This window comes from Alteromonas sp. Mac1, assembly GCF_001562125.1.
In the GTDB taxonomy this organism is placed as follows: domain Bacteria; phylum Pseudomonadota; class Gammaproteobacteria; order Enterobacterales; family Alteromonadaceae; genus Alteromonas; species Alteromonas stellipolaris.
Genome location: NZ_CP013932.1, coordinates 1599161 through 1617395, shown reverse-complemented (window position 1 = coordinate 1617395; position 18235 = coordinate 1599161). Strand labels below are relative to the sequence as shown.

At 42.1% G+C, this 18235-nt stretch carries 21 protein-coding genes; 7 read left to right on the top strand and 14 right to left on the bottom strand.

Annotated elements, in window-relative coordinates; translation table 11 throughout:
• Positions 1-229 precede the first annotated feature (229 nt).
• From AV939_RS06835 to AV939_RS06815, 5 genes are all read right to left on the bottom strand, one after another.
• Entirely contained in the window at positions 230-1090 is an 861-nt protein-coding gene (locus AV939_RS06835) for a PhzF family phenazine biosynthesis protein (RefSeq protein ID WP_057792318.1), read from the bottom strand.
• Positions 1091-1213: 123 nt separating this feature from the next.
• A complete protein-coding gene (locus tag AV939_RS06830) occupies positions 1214-1453 on the bottom strand; it encodes a hypothetical protein (RefSeq protein WP_138118036.1) in 240 nt (79 codons plus the stop codon).
• A gap of 179 nt (positions 1454-1632) precedes the next feature.
• A complete protein-coding gene (locus AV939_RS06825) occupies positions 1633-2226 on the bottom strand; it encodes a rod shape-determining protein (RefSeq protein WP_057792314.1) in 594 nt (197 codons plus the stop codon).
• Positions 2227-2280: 54 nt separating this feature from the next.
• Entirely contained in the window at positions 2281-2745 is a 465-nt protein-coding gene (locus AV939_RS06820) for an energy transducer TonB (protein WP_057792312.1), read from the bottom strand.
• A 75-nt stretch (positions 2746-2820) separates the two neighbouring features.
• On the bottom strand, positions 2821-3051 hold the full coding sequence (locus AV939_RS06815; RefSeq protein WP_138118034.1) for a hypothetical protein: 231 nt from the start codon (positions 3049-3051) through the stop codon (positions 2821-2823).
• A gap of 619 nt (positions 3052-3670) precedes the next feature.
• On the opposite strand from AV939_RS06815, the gene AV939_RS06810 reads away from it, so the two are divergent.
• Genes AV939_RS06810 through AV939_RS06800 form a run of 3 tightly spaced genes read left to right on the top strand, consistent with a single transcriptional unit; the run spans position 3671 to position 5923 of the window.
• Complete coding sequence (locus AV939_RS06810; protein ID WP_057792308.1) at positions 3671-4075, top strand: PadR family transcriptional regulator; 405 nt, start codon at positions 3671-3673, stop codon at positions 4073-4075.
• 5 nt (positions 4076-4080) lie between these two features.
• Positions 4081-4659: an HAAS signaling domain-containing protein gene (locus AV939_RS06805; RefSeq protein ID WP_057792306.1), complete on the top strand. Its 579-nt coding sequence runs from the start codon at positions 4081-4083 to the stop codon at positions 4657-4659.
• On the top strand, positions 4652-5923 hold the full coding sequence (locus AV939_RS06800) for a metallophosphoesterase (RefSeq protein ID WP_057792304.1): 1272 nt from the start codon (positions 4652-4654) through the stop codon (positions 5921-5923). Before AV939_RS06805 ends, AV939_RS06800 begins: the two co-directional genes overlap by 8 nt.
• Before the next feature lie 114 nt (positions 5924-6037).
• Here the strand turns inward: AV939_RS06800 and AV939_RS06795 are convergent, their stop codons facing one another.
• Entirely contained in the window at positions 6038-6562 is a 525-nt protein-coding gene (locus tag AV939_RS06795) for a YcxB family protein (RefSeq protein WP_057792301.1), read from the bottom strand.
• 120 nt (positions 6563-6682) lie between these two features.
• On the opposite strand from AV939_RS06795, the gene AV939_RS06790 reads away from it, so the two are divergent.
• A complete protein-coding gene (locus tag AV939_RS06790; protein ID WP_057792300.1) occupies positions 6683-6967 on the top strand; it encodes a type II toxin-antitoxin system RelB/DinJ family antitoxin in 285 nt (94 codons plus the stop codon).
• Positions 6964-7245, top strand: coding sequence for a type II toxin-antitoxin system RelE/ParE family toxin (locus tag AV939_RS06785; RefSeq protein ID WP_057792298.1), 282 nt, complete (start codon positions 6964-6966; stop codon positions 7243-7245). Before AV939_RS06790 ends, AV939_RS06785 begins: the two co-directional genes overlap by 4 nt.
• A gap of 307 nt (positions 7246-7552) precedes the next feature.
• Here AV939_RS06785 and AV939_RS06780 read toward each other — a convergent pair whose 3' ends face one another.
• The 5 genes from AV939_RS06780 to ppnP all read right to left on the bottom strand — a co-directional run bounded on the left by AV939_RS06780 (position 7553) and on the right by ppnP (position 11333).
• A complete protein-coding gene (locus AV939_RS06780) occupies positions 7553-7960 on the bottom strand; it encodes a GNAT family N-acetyltransferase (RefSeq protein WP_057792296.1) in 408 nt (135 codons plus the stop codon).
• A gap of 113 nt (positions 7961-8073) precedes the next feature.
• On the bottom strand, positions 8074-8628 hold the full coding sequence (locus AV939_RS06775; RefSeq protein WP_197427695.1) for a hypothetical protein: 555 nt from the start codon (positions 8626-8628) through the stop codon (positions 8074-8076).
• Between the two features lie 44 nt (positions 8629-8672).
• A complete protein-coding gene (locus AV939_RS06770; protein ID WP_057792294.1) occupies positions 8673-9005 on the bottom strand; it encodes a hypothetical protein in 333 nt (110 codons plus the stop codon).
• A gap of 52 nt (positions 9006-9057) precedes the next feature.
• A complete protein-coding gene (locus AV939_RS06765; protein ID WP_057792292.1) occupies positions 9058-10467 on the bottom strand; it encodes a serine hydrolase domain-containing protein in 1410 nt (469 codons plus the stop codon).
• A gap of 581 nt (positions 10468-11048) precedes the next feature.
• A complete protein-coding gene (gene ppnP / locus AV939_RS06760; RefSeq protein ID WP_057792290.1) occupies positions 11049-11333 on the bottom strand; it encodes a pyrimidine/purine nucleoside phosphorylase in 285 nt (94 codons plus the stop codon).
• Between the two features lie 254 nt (positions 11334-11587).
• On the opposite strand from ppnP, the gene ydiJ reads away from it, so the two are divergent.
• Positions 11588-14671, top strand: coding sequence for a D-2-hydroxyglutarate dehydrogenase YdiJ (gene ydiJ / locus AV939_RS06755; RefSeq protein WP_057792288.1), 3084 nt, complete (start codon positions 11588-11590; stop codon positions 14669-14671).
• A 64-nt stretch (positions 14672-14735) separates the two neighbouring features.
• On the top strand, positions 14736-15158 hold the full coding sequence (locus AV939_RS06750) for a DUF4826 family protein (RefSeq protein WP_057792286.1): 423 nt from the start codon (positions 14736-14738) through the stop codon (positions 15156-15158).
• Positions 15159-15193: 35 nt separating this feature from the next.
• Here the strand turns inward: AV939_RS06750 and AV939_RS06745 are convergent, their stop codons facing one another.
• The 3 genes from AV939_RS06745 to AV939_RS06735 are packed head-to-tail and all read right to left on the bottom strand — an operon-like array spanning position 15194 to position 18195.
• Complete coding sequence (locus AV939_RS06745; protein WP_057792284.1) at positions 15194-15661, bottom strand: GNAT family N-acetyltransferase; 468 nt, start codon at positions 15659-15661, stop codon at positions 15194-15196.
• Between the two features lie 9 nt (positions 15662-15670).
• Positions 15671-16846 (bottom strand): JmjC domain-containing protein, encoded by a 1176-nt coding sequence (locus tag AV939_RS06740; protein ID WP_082604930.1) that lies wholly within the window; start codon positions 16844-16846, stop codon positions 15671-15673.
• 41 nt (positions 16847-16887) lie between these two features.
• Entirely contained in the window at positions 16888-18195 is a 1308-nt protein-coding gene (locus tag AV939_RS06735; protein WP_057792280.1) for an adenylate/guanylate cyclase domain-containing protein, read from the bottom strand.
• Positions 18196-18235 lie beyond the last annotated feature (40 nt).

Here is an 18235-nt window from a genome sequence, read left to right as displayed (position 1 = left end):
GCCGGAATAGAGAATGCAAGAGAGATGACATTCGTCATAAGTACGTTAGCGAGCTGTATAGCGGCTAAAAATCTTATAGATGACACGTTGAAAGAAAAGGCGCTGACGAGCAATAAGAGCTAACATTTGGATTAGATTTTTCAGCACTATTGGGTAAAAACCTTCGAGCTATCGTGCGAAGCACAGAACGTACGCCACTATCCCTGTTTACGACAATAAATCGGCATGCTTAAATTTCTATTTCAACCTGTCGAATGGAGCGGCCAACGCCACCAGCCATTAAACGACTGATGCTACCATTAACCAACTGTAAATTAACATTTATTACGCTGGGCGATGGTGGGTCCATTAAATGGCCTTGCTCAATCAGTAATGTCGTATCTTCGAGTCCTTGGCGGTCATGAAGATAGCAAGCTAAAGGGCCAGCAGCCATGCCGGTTGCAGATTCTTCGTCTATCCCATAGCGTGGTGCAAACATTCTAGCGCCAGCGTGACGTCCGTCAACTTCGGTATCTCTTGAAAACACATAAAAACCTATCAAATCGTATTGTTCGCTTATTTCATTAATAAGGGCTTGATTAGGGTGTATCTCAGCGACAGAAGACGCATTTTGAAGGGGCACAAGTAAAAAAGCATTCCCCGTATTTACAATAGTTACTGAGTCGAGCAGCACATCGCTTGAAAGATTAAGTGCAGCTCGAACTTCTTCGGTATCTAATACATCGGTGTAGGTCGGCGGTGACTGCTCCATAAATGCCATTGAACCATCAATAATTATTTCTCTCACGCCATCTACTGTCTCTTTCGACATCCGCCCATTTTGAACAAGACCAAGCTCACTCATTCTGCTAAACGTTGCTATGGTGGCATGGCCGCAATGCGCAATTTGCTGTACTGGGGTGAAAAACTCCAGCTTTATAGTGGCAACGTCTGAGCGAGAAACAAAGGCAGTTTCAGATAGCCCCACTTTTTGCGCCACGTGTAGCTTCTGCTGCGCGGTTAAAGCGTTCGCATTTAAAACCACACCGGCTGAATTTCCACCTGTGTCACCGTCAATAAATGCATTTACTATTTCAACAGAGACTTTCATGACAATTCCTCGTAATGATAGGGTTGGCAAAAGAGGGCGGTGAGAAATGATTTACTGCAACATCGATAATGTTGAAGTTTTTCTCTCTGCGTCCTTACCAGTTTCAGCTAGTAGTTATCCACATTAAACAATGCCTTTCTCAGCACTTGGAAACAACAAACAAGCACGGTCAAACACTAGAGCACTGTGTTTTTGTGAGAGGGTGATATCGATAGCATTTGAGCTGTGACTAAACAACGTAACAATATTGCCCGCTTTTTGAATACGCGCCGCCTTATGTTTTTTTATTCGCTTACCCTGAGATGGCCAAAGTCGTGCTAAAGGAGTGTGAAGAATGAGCACGTCATCACCAACCTCTTGCAATACATGCTCTGGATTATTTAGGCGTGGAGACCTCCACATAAAAAAAGTAAACAGAAATATAAGCAGTGCTACTAAATAGAGATATTCCATCCGGTTGTCATTTTCCTTTAGTGAATGGGATAAGTGTTAATTTATAAAATTCAAAGTATCCCAACCCGCTTTGGTCCAATTAATCTAGTTCATTTGCCTAAATACCAAACAGCTAAAGTTAACATTACAATGTAAAAGACAAATCCGCCATAGCTAGCCAACTTTGATGGTGGTGAACTACTTTGTATTGTAGGTTTATCGTCATCTTCTAGTTCGTCAAAGTTCATTGTTTCTAAACGTAATTTGAAGCCCGAATGAATCTTTACTGCTATTGCGCCTGCACCAATCGCTGACTCTTTGAATGCTCGCTTTTCAATCATAGTGAGGCCACCTTCAGTTTTTTCCATCGGGTGGATAATAACCTTAGGCCTTGGCCGTAACACTTTATTATTACTTAAATGCTTGAATGTGTGTTGCAGTAGTTTTTCGCCTACATAGAAGTCTGAGAAAAGTACTCTAGGGTGGGAAAATGGATTAATGGCAATTTCATTGTGTTGAAGCTTCTCACTCGCTTCTTTACCAACACCTGAAATCAGCTTCTCACCTTTATCGTTAGTTTTAATGACTATAGCGGGGTAATCATCAAAAGATTCGCGCGTTGCAGTATCAGTGACTTTTAATCGATGCTCCCAAATTTGCACATACATGACTGACGCAAATTTTGAACGTAAATTTGGAAACATCCTATGTTCCTTAGTTCGGATGGGTGAGTGATTCTTAATATCTAAATTACTTGTTCATATATGAGAAAAGTCGCATTGCTTTTCTGTTTCAGCTTTATTTTTAGAATTGCTAACCATAAAGTTCAATTGGGTTGTGGTTAGTACCGGTGTGTTTTCAATATTGTCTTTTGATGCTGACCACTTCCACCTGTTTAATGCTGCCGCCGCAGATTTGTCAAATACACCTTCAGGGTATGATTTTTTAATTTTAAACCCACTTAGTGTTCCGTTACTATCAATTGCTACAATAAAATCAACACAGCCAGACAAGCCTCTTCTAGCAGCATCAACGGGGTACTTGGGGTCTGCACTTTTTATTACGACCCAATACCTCTCGATTAAATCCATTTTACTGTCTGCAGTTAAATCTATATACCGAATAGGTTCTTCAGCAAAAGCTTGGGTAGTTTCGTTGGGCTTAAGCGATGCACAAGACATCACAAAAACACTTAGGATTGATAATGAAACTAATTTTCTCATTGATAACTCCTTGTAGCTCTAACATCCTGCTTGTTTAGAATGTCCCTATGCACGCAGCGTTGGGTACTTTTTTGCTTATGTACTTGCTAATTCAGAGTTACTTTTCAGTTGTTTAACGCAGCGTACAAAAACAGATATAGATGTTATTCCACCACAAATGATTCCGACTTCAAGGAACGACAGTTCAAATGACCCTAATACATACATCGAGCCAATTGTTGAACCAAGCACAAACACAGCTGCCATAAAAACTACGAAAGCAATAACTAACATTGACCAAGTCCCTATTTTATTCCTTTTAGTCATACTGATTTTTTCCTTAGATTGTATTTAAGTACATAACTTTTCAATTATGGATGATAACGCTTGGCTAAAATTTTTTGCAGCGAATAGAGACTGAACAAAGCTTCAGTCTTTGCACATAATTAGCTAGTTGTGTGTTAACTTCGCAACAACCTACCTGGCTACCAATTCATGCGCCCAGTCAATATATTGAGGCAATAGTATGCCGGTGATAATTTTTTCATAAGAAAGTGCTAATGCAATAATGATAGCAATTAAAGTTAACGCTGCAAATTTGACCATTTTCATTTTGATAAAAATCCTTTTTTACATCTTGTCAGCAACCTTAAATAGGGTTCAGTGCTCGATGCTTATATTGTTCTTATTAAAGTGCATTACAGCTAACTAGACCTCTAAACCGACCTATCTAAACACATCATTCTGAGTTCAACACTGTAATCAATAAATTCAGATTACCCTCCAACTTCTCAAAATTAAACAACAAATTAAATTGTTGCTCTTCGCTCACAAATTAAAAAACCAAAACGAACCGTTAAAAGCGTAAGTTGTATTTTGGTTGTTTACTATGCTATAAATTATACTATGTATTACATAGTAATAAGTTTAACCTAGCTGGAAGGTCATGACAGAAACTGCAAATCTAAGCGCGAAGTGGGATGCTCAACTACGTAAAGGCACTTTAGAGCTGGCGGTGCTTGCGGCTGTCGCAGGTGAAGAAAAGTACGGGCTGGCGATACTCAATTACCTACATGGCTTTGAAACCATGGTGATTAGTGAAGGTACGCTTTACCCACTGCTAGACAGGCTTAAGCGAGAAGGGGTGCTTAATGCAAAATGGCACCAAGAGGGTGAAGTGCGCCCACGAAAGTATTATTCACTCACCGACAGTGGTCTTGAACGATTACATGTTCTGCGCGCGCGGTGGAAGCGTTCGGTAGTTGATATGGAATCGTTGTTAGCAGATTCAAAAAGTGGCGCGAATAACAGCACAGACAACGGCAAAGAAACTGGAAAAAGAAAAGGATAAGCACAATGAGTGGAAGGGAACAAATAAGCAACTACCTAAAAAGCTTTAACCGTTATTTGGCCTCGTTAAGTTCTGAAGATGCGGCTGAAGTGATTAAAGAAATTGAATCTCATATTTATGACGTTATCGATCAGCAGGAAATGGCCGGAAAAGAGGCCGATATTGAAGGTATCTTAGCTGGCCTTGGTGCGCCTAGAGTACTTGCCGAAAACTACGTAAGTCATATTCAACAAGGTACGCCGCCACCAAAAGGATTTCGCCCATTAGCATCGGTCACCAAAGGGCTGTCGAAAACCTTGTACTGGGGCATGTTGGCCTTTGGCTATGGTACAGGTTTAGCGTTGGTTGTATTGGCATTTGCGAACCTGTTGTTGCCTAACGGCATTGCTTTTTGGGTAGAAGCTGAGGGGAACTCTGTTGCTATTGGCTTTTTAAGTAATCCTATACTGGCGCATAGCGACACTACTATCTCAGGCTTGTGGATAACGCCGGTGGCGTTGGTAAGTGCCTACGCGATCAGCTTACTTACGTACCGCATTCTGGCTTTGCTTAAACGGTTTGCTGTTGGCTATCATTATGCTTAAACGTGCAGCGAAACGTTTAGCTAAATCACTAGGGCATTTTCTGCTTGTTTCTCTTGTATTGGCCGTTATTGGCGTGGGTGTCTTAATAAGTCAGCATGGCTCTATCAATATGGGCGATGCGCCATTGGCCTATAAAGTTGGTGGGGAAGGGCCGTTTGTATTTTTCACGAATAAAACGACGTTAAGCTCTGATGTAGCAAGCTCTGATGTAACAGGCGCAGATGTTAAGGGCTCTGGCAATGGGGATACTTCTGTTGAAATAAATTACATTCGGGGAAGCCGAGAAGACAACTTCTTTATAGAAAAGCGCCATGTGCCTTTAACAGATAAAACAGCAGAGCCCCTTGAGGTTTATTTTGCTTTAGAAGATGCCACGTTCACCTTCAATTTAAAGCCATTAAACGCACTGAACACCAATACAGCGTCGGTATATGAAAGCAATGCACCTATTTTGGCAATATCCGACTTAGAAGGGAATTACAAAACCTTCCGTGATTTCCTTATTACCCATAACGTTATTAATTCAAACCTTGAATGGCAATTTGGTGAAGGCCATTTAGTGCTAGTGGGCGACATGGTAGACAGAGGGTTTTCTACTACTCAATTGCTCTGGTTCATTTATAAGCTAGAGCAAGAAGCCCAAAAAGCGGGCGGGGTGGTGCATTACATTATTGGTAATCACGAGCTTAAAAACCTTCAAGGCAATTTTAAATCTGCGGCTAATAAGTATATTCCCATTGCGGGCTTGCTTGGCAAAACCCAGGCCGATTTATTCAGCCACAATTCGTACATAGGGCGTTGGCTTGCCAGTAAAAATACTATTGAAAAAATAAACGGCCATTTATTTGTACATGGTGGTATTCATGAAGATATGGCGAACCTTGATTTAAGTTTGCAACAGATAAACACTAAGGCTAAAGCCTATTACCGACAAATGTATTTTCCCGGTGTAGCCGATAAGGTAACGGAAGCGTTAATTTCAACTGAGACCGGGTTAGCGTGGTATCGAGGGTATTTCAAAGGTGATGTAAGTAATACCTCTGTACATAAAACATTAGATAAGTTCGACGCACTATCAGTAACGGTAGGGCATACCTTACAGTTTAGGGTAAATAAACAGTTTGACGGCCGCGTGTTTGCTATTGATGTGAAACATCCTGATGATTATCGTGGAAGCTTTCCAACAAAACATTCTGAGGGATTGTTGATAGAAAAGGGTAACTTTTATCGGCTAACTGAAACCGGTGAAAGAATAGCTTTATAAGTATTTGGGAAAAAGTCAGAGTACCGTTTTAGCGTTTAACGTGCTCTTACTTTATTTTCACTGTTTGCGTCGCTATATCCACTTCACTGTTTTCATCGACCAGTACGCTTTTGTTTATACATACTTGTTTATATAACTTTTAAATTGCTCTATTGATCCCTGGGAGACAAATGCACTGCTTGGAATTATAAGAGCGAACATCTTATCGAGAAATATATAATAGTCACCGGAATTTTCTGTTACTTCTTCTACACAGCTCCAAGAATAGTGGCACTTTGAAACGGCGCTAGTTTCTGTAATCCCTTCAGGCGTGAGTTCAATAGACTTTGCACCCAGAATAATGCCCTGCTTATTGGGAATGCTGAACTTCCTAGCTTTGAAATTCGCGTACATTGAATAGCCAATAATAAGACAAAATGGTAATGCACCAACAAGCGCCGAACTCAAATCTATGCTAGATACTTTTGACGTGAAGGATTGGAAAATGAACATGAAAAATACGGTGATAAATAGCCAAGCAACTAAATTAATGGCAAAAGCTTTAAACTGACTTTGGGTTTGGCATGCTCGCTTGACCGTGAAGTTAAGGAATTTTAAATAAGCGCCTTTGTCCACATCAAAAGTCACTATGTATTTCATATACCATCCTTGTAAGTACAAATTCCCATCTCGCAAAACGGGTTTTATGAGTGGTTTGTTAGTTGCCGTAAACCTAACACGCGTGCTAACATTTGTGTGTACACGTTGAGGGAGTTTACCATGGATACTCGCATACAATTTAGAGTTGATGAAGAAACTAAACGCTTGGCTCAGACAATGGCTGAGAGCCAAGGGCGTACGCTAAGTGACGCTTGTAGAGAGCTTACTGAAGAACTTGCTGCACAGCAACGCAAAATAATAACTCATGATCAGTGGCTTACTGAAGAGGTTAATGCTGCGTTTAATAAGTTAGAAAGTGGGCAGAGTGAGTTTGTCAGCCATGAAGAGGCTAACTTGGACATGGAAGCTCGAAAAATGAGAATTAGGAATAAAGCCAGAAAATGATCGTTTGGGAAAAAAATTCACTGAACGATCGTGAAGCTATTTTCGAATTTTTATACGAATTTAACCCATTAGCAGCAGAAAAAGCTGATGCAACAATTGAAAAAAAAGTCGAAAACTTGCATCAACAACCTCTAATGGGAGTTGAGAGAGAAGGTATACCGGGAAGGTTATTAATAACCCCTGAAGTCTCAATGATAGTTTCATATTTCATTAAAGATGAAATCATTCACATTCTTCGAGTTTTACACCAAAAGCAAAAATTTCCTGTAGGTAACTAACGCCGCTGTAACAGGAAATTCTGTGAAGTGTAGTTTTGGAGTAAAGTTGCTTAGCCACCCCAAAATGGAGCGTTCAACCACAGTCCCTACGATAGCTTTAGTAGGCTGGAGATTCAGTCTTTGAAACTTTTAACTTTCGAAAATGAAAACTTTTTCCAGGTCGACTTATCTGTATTGACCGCACTTTTAGGGTAAAAGAACTCAGCGCCGTACTTCCCTTCGTGGTAGCGGCATAATCGCGAAGTGCCGCCGCGTTACTGTCCCAGCGAACGGAGTGAGTGGCAACAGCGCTTTGTTAGGGCTTTGGCTAGATAAACCTACACATGCCAAAGCCAAGCGTTTCACCAGTTCGTGATTGAAACCCAAATTTTTCATAGAACTTTTCTTTTCCGTATGCTGAAAAAAGTCCAATAGTTGACCCCGGTGGGCAGTTTAAAGTTAGGTAGTTATTAATAGACTGCATTATTTTAGACCCTAGGCCAAGTTTTTGATGTTTTGGGTGAACAATGATGTCTTGGATATAAAAGAACATAGAATTGTCACCAATCACTCGGCCACAACCAACGAGTTCATTATCTAGGTACAATGAAACCCAAAATAAAGAAGAATCTATGCTGCGTTCAACGAATAGCAACTCAGGATTTTTCCAGCCAATGGCTTTTCTTAGTGAAACAAAATCAATCGCGTTTGGCGGTTCTTCTTTCAAAATAATCATTGGTGGGAACAGTCCTTTTGCCCTAACGCCCTAATTTGGCGGCGCAAACACGTGGGCTGTACTGCGAAGCACGGCCCACGTGTTTGTGTCCCCAACATTTGATTGTTAGCACTTTACTTCACAGCCTCTTGTTCCAAGAACAATGGCAAATTATTTAGTTTACCTTTTAGACTGGAGTATTTATTTTCAAAAAACAACTGAAAGGCTTCTTTTACTTCTAAAGCATCTTCCGTCAAATAGATTTTTAACCAACGAATCTGTTTCTCTTTACCAAATCCGAAAAGAGTCTTTTTTACTGTGGGCTCCACTATTCCGATTAGATAAGCGAATTCGTTGGGCTTGCCCACCACCGAGACAAACAAATCAACATTAGCTGATTTGTTTTTAACAGAAATCGTTGCTTCGCTTCCACCGTTACTTTGACCTACCTCTTCTTGCCACGGAAAGTTATTAAATTCACTTAAAAATAAATCGTAGGTTGCGATTCCTTTTAAGTCGTACTGATCGAAGTCATAGCCCGCATGCTGTATATCATATGTGTATTGTGTTTCTGCCAAAGCTACATTCCATGTAAGTAAAGTGAATAAAAAAAGCAGTGATGTCATATGGGGGCTAACTTTTAAATAAGGGGCGCAGGCATGTGGGGCATAATGGCGAAGCCACCCCACGTGTATGCGTCCCAGCGAACGAAGTGAGTGAGTTTATTGGCTTGTTATGTTCGACTTAAAAATACCACTGCACTTATAATGATATTGAGCTTCTCTGTTGCATTTAGACCTGCATCTAAATCTTTTTTATAGATCTCGGGTAAATTATCTTTAAATGCTTTTATGTTATCGAAACCGCCATTTTTATATGCGTCAGCAAATTCAATGCAATCCAAGCCTTTTTGTGATTTTGAATTTATGCATTTTGATGCCTTTAGAGCTAGTGAGTCTATACCCGACAATACATCATCGGCAACATCCTTCGAGTTCTGACTTGCACACCCCAAAAGTTGAGAGCACAGGAGCACTGTAAAACTGAAACTACAAAACTTATTCAAATATTTCTCCGAGAATATAACGCAAAGCTAAGAGGCAGGCGTTAGCCTGTCCTTACTTAAGCGTATTGTTATGACCGTAATTATCACTCACGTAATCACTTTTAAAACTGGCATCAATAGTTAGAGATTTACTAAAAGTACTTTTCGCAGCCTCTCTATCTCCTTTCGATAAATAGGCAAATGCCAAACTGTCGTAGGCCTGCGGTGCATTGGGGAACAGTGAAACGAGATATTCGAACATATCAAATGCCTCTGTCCATGATTTTGTATTAAGTAGTTCCATTCCTGCTTCATTAATTATTCTGCCGATGAATCGACTATACCCACTGTCGTTATAAACCTGTTTGAAGTGTTTATAGAATTGCTGTTTTCCTTTTGATTGGTAGTACTCAAAGGCAAAGTTTTTTTCCAATTGTCTGATTGGCTGATACTCACCATTTTTGATGTAAGAGTATATTCTACCGGAAATGCGCTCAGCAACTAAGTGATCTGTGTTTGCCAGAACGACTATTTCATAGCCAGTATCCAAATCGACTTCCACGGCTGCACTGACGCCCTGACCACCGCCATATGCACCCCAATGGGAGTCGTCCATTGCAAATAATTGGCGATTAATTGCGTCTGAGTTTTTCAATAACTTATTACTATAGAATAACGCTCGATAAAATCGTTGCACATCCACAACCGTCGATTCAATGCCGCCATCGGGACTAGGGTGTTCAGTAACACCGACCTTCCTCAGCTTGCCATTATGCTGGTATGTATATCGGATTGATTGATATTCATGAGAATTAACCGGCCTGAAAGTCGTTGAAGTCATCTCAACACGATTGAAGATATTGTTTTTGAGTAGTGCCTCGAATGACTTTCCAGTTACTTTCTCAAGAATCACTCCTAATACCACATACCCATAGTTTGAATATTTACGATCAGTCCCAGGTGTGAATAAGAGGGGGCTTTCTATCAATATTTTTATTTTCTTGTCTAGAGTATCAAATGCAAGTTGATTCTGACGATATTCGGCCACAAAGATATCAGCAAAACCAGCACTATGATTTAGTAGGTGTTCAATTGTGATTTTGTCAGCATCAGGTTGTTTGAACCCCAACTCGAAAGCAACTAGTTTATCACTTAACTTTAATTTGCCTGCCTCAACCTGCTGCAAGATCAAGACCTTGGTAAAGTCTTTCATGATTGAGCCAAGATTAAAGCGACTTTGAGTGCTGTTTTTTATTCTTTCTTCGGTATTCTGAAAGCCATAAGATGACGCAAACACTACTTCATTATCTTTAGTTATCAGTAGGCCGCCGGAAAACCAGCCCATCTGCTGGTATTGCATTGCGATGTTGTCTCCAATCATTGCTAGACTAGCAGATTTATCTTCCCCCATATCTTCACTGTCGAAAGCCAGTGAATAACTGGCAAAGAATAAAAGAAAGATTAAAACTAAATTTCGAACCATTTGGCGGAATCCTTTCTGTCATAACAGTTAACTAGACCCCAATCCGGTCTGTCTAAACACACTGTTATGGTTTTTTTAATTTTATCCATATTGTCAGATTACCCGCTAACTCCCGAAAATAAAACAATAAATCAGAATGGTGCTTTCTGCTCATGAGTTAAAAGTATCAAAACGGTATGTTAGGGAGTAAAGGTGCGTTTCACTCATTTGCTTGTTTTTATAGTAATGATTTTAACCTAACTTAAAGGCACGAAATGAACTTAAAAACAAAGCGGGGAGGTGAAGTGTAAGCAAAGTAAAAGCGACATAGCATTAATAGAGCGAGAGGCGCGCCAACGGAACTACTATTCTTTAATCAATAGCGGTTTTAATGATTAAATATTTGACGTAATGGTGGCAGAGTTCAGTGATAGATATGAAATCGCTATGAGCAAATAAACAAAGCGACAGAGGATAAAGAGGGTAAGGCAACACTCAACGTACTTGTATCGAATCTACCCAACGCTGCCGCCTGTATAAAAACACAAGCGCAGCGTCAGGTAATCCTAAGCTAAAAACTTCTGTAAGCTTATAAATCAATACTAGCTATAAAAGCAAAGGTAAGCAGTAGGCGTTTCAATTTTTACATCGAAAGACAAGTTAGCGTCTATGGTAAATTCTGTGCCCGTTTTGAAAGACTGCCAGTCGCTTGAGCCAGGAAGCTTAACGGTCATTTCGCCTTCCATTACTTTCATTACTTCGTGCTGACTGGTGTTGAAGGTGTATTCACCTGGCGCCATTACGCCTGAAGTACATGGGCCACTTGCCGACTCAAATGCAATTGAACGAACCTTGTCATCAAAATAACTGTTTACTGTAAAAGACATAAACTGCTTTCCTTTTATCGAGAATAGAAGAGCGGGCATTGTGCAATATTTATAAGTGAATGGCTAACTTGTGATTTTCTAAGATATTCTAATTGGTTAAAAATACACGCCATAAAAACACTTCCTGTTATATAAAGTGCAAAATTAGTCATTAAAACCACATGAAATATGTGTAATTGGCTAGAGACTCGCAAGCGCTGTGGTTATACTAGCCGCAGAACGCATTTCTAGAGGTTTTACAGCAATTGAGCACAATGAGTTTGCCACGTGTGGTGCCCCAGCAGAGTCTTTTAACACATTATCAGACATACCTAGAACAGCTTGCTAGTACCGCTTTTACCGGCGATGTTGAGTACAGCTATGCCAGCCGTCTTGCTGTGGCCACCGATAATTCGGTATATCAAAAACTCCCTCAAGCTGTGGTATTTCCTAAAAGCGTTGCCGATTTACAAGTATTGGGAAAGCTGGTTAACGACCACCCGCTAGTGAAGTTCTCGGCTCGTGGTGGCGGCACAGGCACTAATGGTCAAAGCTTAACCGACGGCATTGTGGTTGATATGTCGCGCTACATGAATAAAATTCTGGAAATCAACGTTGAAGAACAATGGGTTAAAGTTCAATCTGGTGTAGTGAAAGATGCACTGAATGACGCACTTCGCCCACATGGTTTTTTCTTCTCGCCCGATCTTTCTACCAGCAACCGCGCTACCGTAGGTGGAATGATTAGTACCGATGCTTCTGGGCAGGGCTCGTTGGTTTACGGTAAAACCAGCGACCATGTATTAGGCTTAACTTCTGTACTGGCTAACGGTGAAGTATTAAGCACCACGCCAATAAGTGTGCAAGAAGCAAAAAAAATAGCCGACACAAACGCAGATAGCAGCGCCTATGCGGGTATTCTGCGCCAAGTGTTAGCGACTTGCGTAGACAAGCGCGAAGCCATTATTGAAAAATTCCCCCGTTTAAACCGCTTTTTAACCGGTTACGATTTAGAACACGCTTATAACGATACAGAGCAGCTTATTGATGTAAGCCGTTTGATTACCGGCGCTGAAGGCTCGCTTGCAATGGTGGCCGAAGCTAAGCTTTCACTAACGCCTATCGCGAAGCACAAAGCTCTCGTTAATATTAAGTACGATACCTTTGAATCGGCACTTCGTCATGCTCCTGAAATGGTAAAAGCGAATGCCACATCTGTTGAAACGGTAGACTCGAAAGTTCTTAATTTGGCCAAAACCGATATTATTTGGCACTCCATCGCCGATTTAATTACCGACGTTCCTCACAAGGAAATGTTGGGCTTAAATATGGTGGAGTACAACAGTAACGATGAAGAAGAAATTCGCACTCGTATAGCCGAGCTAGAAGCTAGGCTTACCGCCGCTGCTGAAACAGGCGAGGGCGGGGTAATTGGTTATCAGGTTACGTTTGATAAAGCGGACATTGGTAAAATATACGCTATGCGTAAAAAGTCGGTGGGCCTGTTGGGTAAAACCAAAGGGGTGCAAAAGCCTATCGCCTTTGCTGAAGACACCGCAGTGCCCCCTGAAAACTTGGCCGACTTCATAATGGAGTTTAGAGCTCTGCTAGACAGCCACGGTTTAAAGTACGGTATGTTTGGTCACGTTGATGCAGGTGTGTTACACGTACGGCCAGCCCTTGATTTGTGTGATGTTGAACAAGAAAAGTTGATGCATCAAATATCAGATGAAGTGGTAGCGCTAGTTGCTAAGTATGGCGGCTTGATGTGGGGCGAGCACGGTAAAGGTTACCGCAGCGAATACGGCCCTGCCTTTTTTGGTGACATGTTATTTACCGAGTTGCGTAAAATAAAAAGCGCGTTTGACCCGCTTAATAAAATGAACCCAGGAAAGGTGTGTACACCGTTAGATAGCACTGAAAGCTTGGTAAAGGTAAGCGATACCAAACGCGCGACATTCGATAGAACTATTCCGGTTACGTTTAAAGCAGCCTTTGCGCCTGCCATGGAATGTAATGGTAATGGCTTATGCTTTAATTACGACACTACGTCGCCTATGTGCCCTTCAAGTAAGGTAACTCGCGATAGACGTCATAGCCCGAAAGGCCGTGCTGGCCTTATTCGTGAGTGGATACGCTTGCTTGCTAAAGATGGGGTAGATACGAAAACCTTGAGTGCCGATCAATTCGACACATCCTGGTGGCAACGCTTTAGCAACAGCCGCAACAAACAAGACGATTTTTCTCACGAAGTGTTAGACGCCATGAATGGTTGTTTAGCTTGTAAGTCGTGCTCAAGCCAATGCCCGGTGAAAGTAGATGTGCCTGATTTTAGGTCGAAGTTTTTGTCTATTTATTACCAGCGCTACATGCGCCCAATGAAAGACCACTTAGTGGGCAATATTGAACGCATGGCGCCGATTATGGCGAAGTTCTCGCCTATGGTTAATCTGTTTTTGAAACGAAAATGGATGCAAGACGGTATTGAGAAAACCATTGGTTATGTAGACACGCCTATTTTATCTGAACCTACGTTGGCAAACAGAGTAAAAGGGAAAGTGGCTAGTTATAACCACGATGCGCTATCAACACTAAGTGCTGCAGAAAAGCAAAAGACAGTGTTGATAGTGCAAGACCCTTTCACCAGTTACTATGATGCGAGTGTGGTTGAAGACTTTGTTGCCTTAGTGAATGCCCTTGGCTTTACACCGGTAATGTTACCGTTTAAACCAAATGGCAAACCTGAACATGTAAAAGGCTTTTTAGCCAAATTCGCGAAAACCGCAAAAAATACCGCAGGCTTTTTAAATGAAGTGGCGCAGTTAAACATTCCTATGGTGGGTGTAGATGCATCTTTGGTATTGGTTTATCGTGATGAATACACCAAAACCTTGGGTAAAGCCCGCGGCGATTTTCATGTGCTAGCAGTGCATGAATGGCTTGAAACGGTACCTAGTGACGTGTGGCAAGCGAAAAGCAAGAGTGCAAGTGCGAGTGAGCCTTCAGCGCAGCCTTCAAAACAGCCTTCAGCTCAGCCACTAGCACTGCTAAGTCACTGTACAGAAAAAACGGCGTTGCCCGCATCTGAAAAGCAATGGCAGGGTTTGTTTGCTAAAGTGAATCAGCCAGTTGATATTGTGGCGGTAGGCTGTTGCGGCATGGCGGGAACTTACGGCCATGAAGCCGATCAAAAAGAAAAGTCGTTAGCCATTTATGGGTTAAGTTGGGAGCAAGCGGTTAAACGCTACCCTGCAGATGCTATTCTTGCCACTGGCTATTCTTGTCGAAGTCAGGTCGCTCGTATAGAGCAGTTTAAGCCGAAGCACCCTTTACAGGGGCTGCTGGCTTGTGTTTCATAGTATTGACCAACATCAACCGACTACGTAAAAACTAAAAATAAAACGAAATAGATTAGAGAATAATATGACAGACAATACACCTCAAAATGAAATGACCGATCAGCAGCGCAGTGAATGGGTGCGTGAGCAATTTCAAAAAGCCAATAAACACCTGGCTGAAAATGGTGTGCTTTTTGAATCAGTCGTGACAAATGAAAGCCGCTACCTAGTACCTTACTTGGCGGTATGGAAGATAAAAGACACCAACAATGCGATGTATTGGGTAATGAGTGGTGATTTACCTACTGACTACATTGCTGAGTCTACGGCTGCTACTGCTCGCGATGTAATTAAGCATTTTGCAATGGCATGGCAGTTAAAGGCGGCAAATTTACGCGCTTCCGAGGGGGCAGATGCGACATCGTTGGAATATGCGGAATTATTAGAAAGTAGAGCAGAGGGGTTGCACGCCATACAAAACCAAGATGAACTGTGGCAAGGCGTTTAAGCTAACATTTAGTGGCTTCCGCTGTTAATGAATAGCTAATGCATTTGTGAAACATCGGGAAATGGAAAACGCTCTACAGGGCATTGCATGCGTTGACGTGCTACGCCCCCATCCATGAATACTTGTCCTTCGGGTTTGAAGCCTAAGCCTTGATGGTATGACACACTATCAAGGCTACAGCTTACTTTTAATATAGTGACGTGATGGTGGTTAGCAACTTCTATTAGTGCGGCAAATAGAGCGCGATAGATAGCCATATTTCGGTAACCGCGTTTCACTGCAATTCTGCCAATTTCCCCACACTGGGTTAATCTTCCCGTTGCAATAGGTACGTTGGCGTCTTTACCTTCTTCCAAAAGCAGCACGTGAAAAGCGCTGGCATCGCGCTCATCAAACTCACTGTCTTGAGGTACTCGCCATTCCAAAACGAATACATCTTCCCTAATTGCTTTAAGTCGATGCTTATCCTTTGCCCAATCGACGTTCTCTATCGTATAAGCCATGTGGTTGCGTTACGCTTCTATCCATTCCCAGTAACCCTTGTTTATAAGTGTAGTTAATGTTGCTAAAAACGCAAAAGAGGGGAGATCAGGCAGGATATCGGCAAATAGTACGTCGTTGTTCACTAAAAGCTGCACCCATTGCTCATCTTCTTTGTTATAACTGAAACGTTCGCCGTTCACATAGAAATAACGACAATCGCTAGAAGGGGATGTAATTTCAGCATTAACAACATTCGTCGCTATTAGTGCTCTTACTCCCGGTGCTGGAGCAAACTCTACACCTTCTTCAAATCCAGCGGCTATTTGGCTATCAGTATATAAATACTCAGGTGGATACTCTGGAAGGCCTTGTTCACTGAGCGATTCAAGCAATGCATGGGTGAAGTCATCGGAATTAATCGCTGTGATGAGCTGTTGCTTTAACGCGGCAATATCACTAGATTCAACCACTGCCGAAGTCGTCGATAATGTTCTACCTGCGTCGGTAAATCGCAGGTTAATGTCGCTTGTTTCCAACATCAAGGACAGGCTATCAGCTAATTGTGCGGTTTCAGGGGCACGAAAGCCTACAGAGTAGGTTAAGCAGTCTTCCAATGCTTTGCCATCATGAGGCCAACCCGGCGGAATATACAGTACGTCACCTGGGTTTAGTACTTCATCAATAATAGGGTCGAAGCCTTCAATTTGACGAAGTTTAGGGTGTGGGAATACTTCTTTGTATTCTCCAGGCTTACCTACGCGCCAACGACGCTGACCCTTTCCCTGCACCAAAAATACATCGTATTGGTCGATATGCGCGCCAACACCTGCATTTTTAGTGGCAAAACTTACCATTAGGTCGTCTAGACGCCAATTTGGAAGAAAGCGGAAGGGTTCAAGAATGTCAGCTACGTCATGTACGTACCTGTCTACACTTTGTACAAGTAGTGTCCATGCACCTTCGCAAACGGCTTCAAAATCATGAATTGGCCCTTGATGAACTTTCCATTCGCCTGTGCCATCCGCTGGGTTGCCACTGGTATTCTCAAAGCTTAGTAGTCGGCTATCTATTTCTTCTTCTTGGGCTAAGCCTGCCAAATCGTGCTCATCGATAGGATCTTCAAAATCTTGAAAAAAGCCACGTAATACAACAGGCTTTTGTTGCCAATAATGAAATAGAAAATGTTCTATATCGAATTCTTTCATTAAGTAATCTCCACGCATCTATGGGGGTATTATCGTTTATTCTATAAAGGGTTACTAGCGTAGTGTGTGTCAGTAAGCCGGTGCTCGAAGGCGGCCAATTCACCAATTTTGCTATCAATTAAAATGGGGCAGAATTTAGCTTGGGTTTCAGCGGTTAAATGAGGAAATGTACTATCGCAAACGGTAACAGCATTCCCTTTGCAATGTTGTTCTAGCATAGATGCCAAATTAACCGTATTACCCCATACATCGAAAATGCCGTGCTGTCTTCTAGGCATGCCAGCAGTAACAGGGCCTGCTGCAACGCCGATACGAATTTGGCAAGGCCAACCTTCTTTTAACGCAAAGATTTTAAAGGTGGCGGTAACAGCAAGCGCAAACAACACGCCGTTATTTATATGATGTGCACTTTTTTGTTCGCCTTTTTGTTCGCCATTTGAAGCACTTAAAGGAGGAAACATACACAGTTCGCTAACCGCCATGTATTCATCGCCATTCGTTTTTACTGGGTACATTTTATTGGCAGCGGCTAACACATCAATTTGGCTGTAAAAGGCATCCAATGCCTCTATCACTTTTTGTTCTCCAAACAAGGGGGCCAGTGTTTGATAACCTTTTATATCTGCAAATAACACACAGGCCGAGGAGAAGCTTTGCCGCATTAGCCCGGTCGAAAAGCCTGTTGATGCACTACTTGAAAACCTACTTAAAGGAGTATTCGGAACATGGCTCAAAGGGGGAGTAAAAGCGCTTGTAAGCTTGGCGGCAGGGGTTGCTTTTATCAATAATTGCCGTGTATGACGGTAGTTCACTGCAAGGTGATGAAGGTGGCGCCGGCTATGGGCATGCAAGGTCAGTATAAGTCCCACGCTGGCTAGGGTTAGGGTAATACTGTTGCTGCGACGAATAGCGCCCTGCCAACCGTGAAGCGAGTAGCTAAATAGGCCGTCAATAACACAGAATGTTAAAGCGAAAAGCAACCCCCAATAGAGTCGTGGGCGTTGTTCATGCTGGCTAAATAGCCCCACGCAGCATAAGCAGCCAATTAATAAAAAGTGCTGAATGTACACGTCGCCACGCCACAGTAAAGTTGCTAGCACAATATAGCTGTAATAACTGGTAATCAGCAGTGTGCGAGCATGTGAGGGCTGGCCTTTGTGACAAAGGTATAGAACGGTGAACGCACAAAGAATATGAAAGGTCAGATTCCACCACAGTGCTATGTGATTCGCGCTATCTTGAGCATAGGCCATTAATAACGGTGACTGTAACAATAAGCACAGAGCAAAAAAGCGCGCAGTTGTGTGAAGTACTGCCGCTTTTGAGTGAAATGTTTTGTGTGTCAGCATGCCTAAATCCCAATCATAAAAAAACGCGGACTAGCCGCGT

Bases quoted from the DNA above. Each gene is read 5' to 3' on its own strand.
- AV939_RS06810 (WP_057792308.1), top strand. From the start codon at position 3,671: ATGACAGAAACTGCAAATCTAAGCGCGAAGTGGGATGCTCAACTACGT.
- AV939_RS06800 (WP_057792304.1), top strand. From the start codon at position 4,652: ATGCTTAAACGTGCAGCGAAACGTTTAGCTAAATCACTAGGGCATTTT.
- AV939_RS06835 (WP_057792318.1), bottom strand. From the start codon at position 1,090: ATGAAAGTCTCTGTTGAAATAGTAAATGCATTTATTGACGGTGACACA.
- AV939_RS06785 (WP_057792298.1), top strand. From the start codon at position 6,964: ATGATCGTTTGGGAAAAAAATTCACTGAACGATCGTGAAGCTATTTTC.
- AV939_RS06815 (WP_138118034.1), bottom strand. From the start codon at position 3,051: ATGACTAAAAGGAATAAAATAGGGACTTGGTCAATGTTAGTTATTGCT.
- AV939_RS06740 (WP_082604930.1), bottom strand. From the start codon at position 16,846: ATGAAAGAATTCGATATAGAACATTTTCTATTTCATTATTGGCAACAA.
- AV939_RS06795 (WP_057792301.1), bottom strand. From the start codon at position 6,562: ATGAAATACATAGTGACTTTTGATGTGGACAAAGGCGCTTATTTAAAA.
- AV939_RS06805 (WP_057792306.1), top strand. From the start codon at position 4,081: ATGAGTGGAAGGGAACAAATAAGCAACTACCTAAAAAGCTTTAACCGT.
- AV939_RS06820 (WP_057792312.1), bottom strand. From the start codon at position 2,745: ATGAGAAAATTAGTTTCATTATCAATCCTAAGTGTTTTTGTGATGTCT.
- ydiJ (WP_057792288.1), top strand. From the start codon at position 11,588: ATGAGTTTGCCACGTGTGGTGCCCCAGCAGAGTCTTTTAACACATTAT.
- AV939_RS06750 (WP_057792286.1), top strand. From the start codon at position 14,736: ATGACAGACAATACACCTCAAAATGAAATGACCGATCAGCAGCGCAGT.
- AV939_RS06735 (WP_057792280.1), bottom strand. From the start codon at position 18,195: ATGCTGACACACAAAACATTTCACTCAAAAGCGGCAGTACTTCACACA.
- AV939_RS06765 (WP_057792292.1), bottom strand. From the start codon at position 10,467: ATGGTTCGAAATTTAGTTTTAATCTTTCTTTTATTCTTTGCCAGTTAT.
- AV939_RS06780 (WP_057792296.1), bottom strand. From the start codon at position 7,960: ATGATTATTTTGAAAGAAGAACCGCCAAACGCGATTGATTTTGTTTCA.
- AV939_RS06825 (WP_057792314.1), bottom strand. From the start codon at position 2,226: ATGTTTCCAAATTTACGTTCAAAATTTGCGTCAGTCATGTATGTGCAA.
- AV939_RS06745 (WP_057792284.1), bottom strand. From the start codon at position 15,661: ATGGCTTATACGATAGAGAACGTCGATTGGGCAAAGGATAAGCATCGA.
- ppnP (WP_057792290.1), bottom strand. From the start codon at position 11,333: ATGTCTTTTACAGTAAACAGTTATTTTGATGACAAGGTTCGTTCAATT.
- AV939_RS06790 (WP_057792300.1), top strand. From the start codon at position 6,683: ATGGATACTCGCATACAATTTAGAGTTGATGAAGAAACTAAACGCTTG.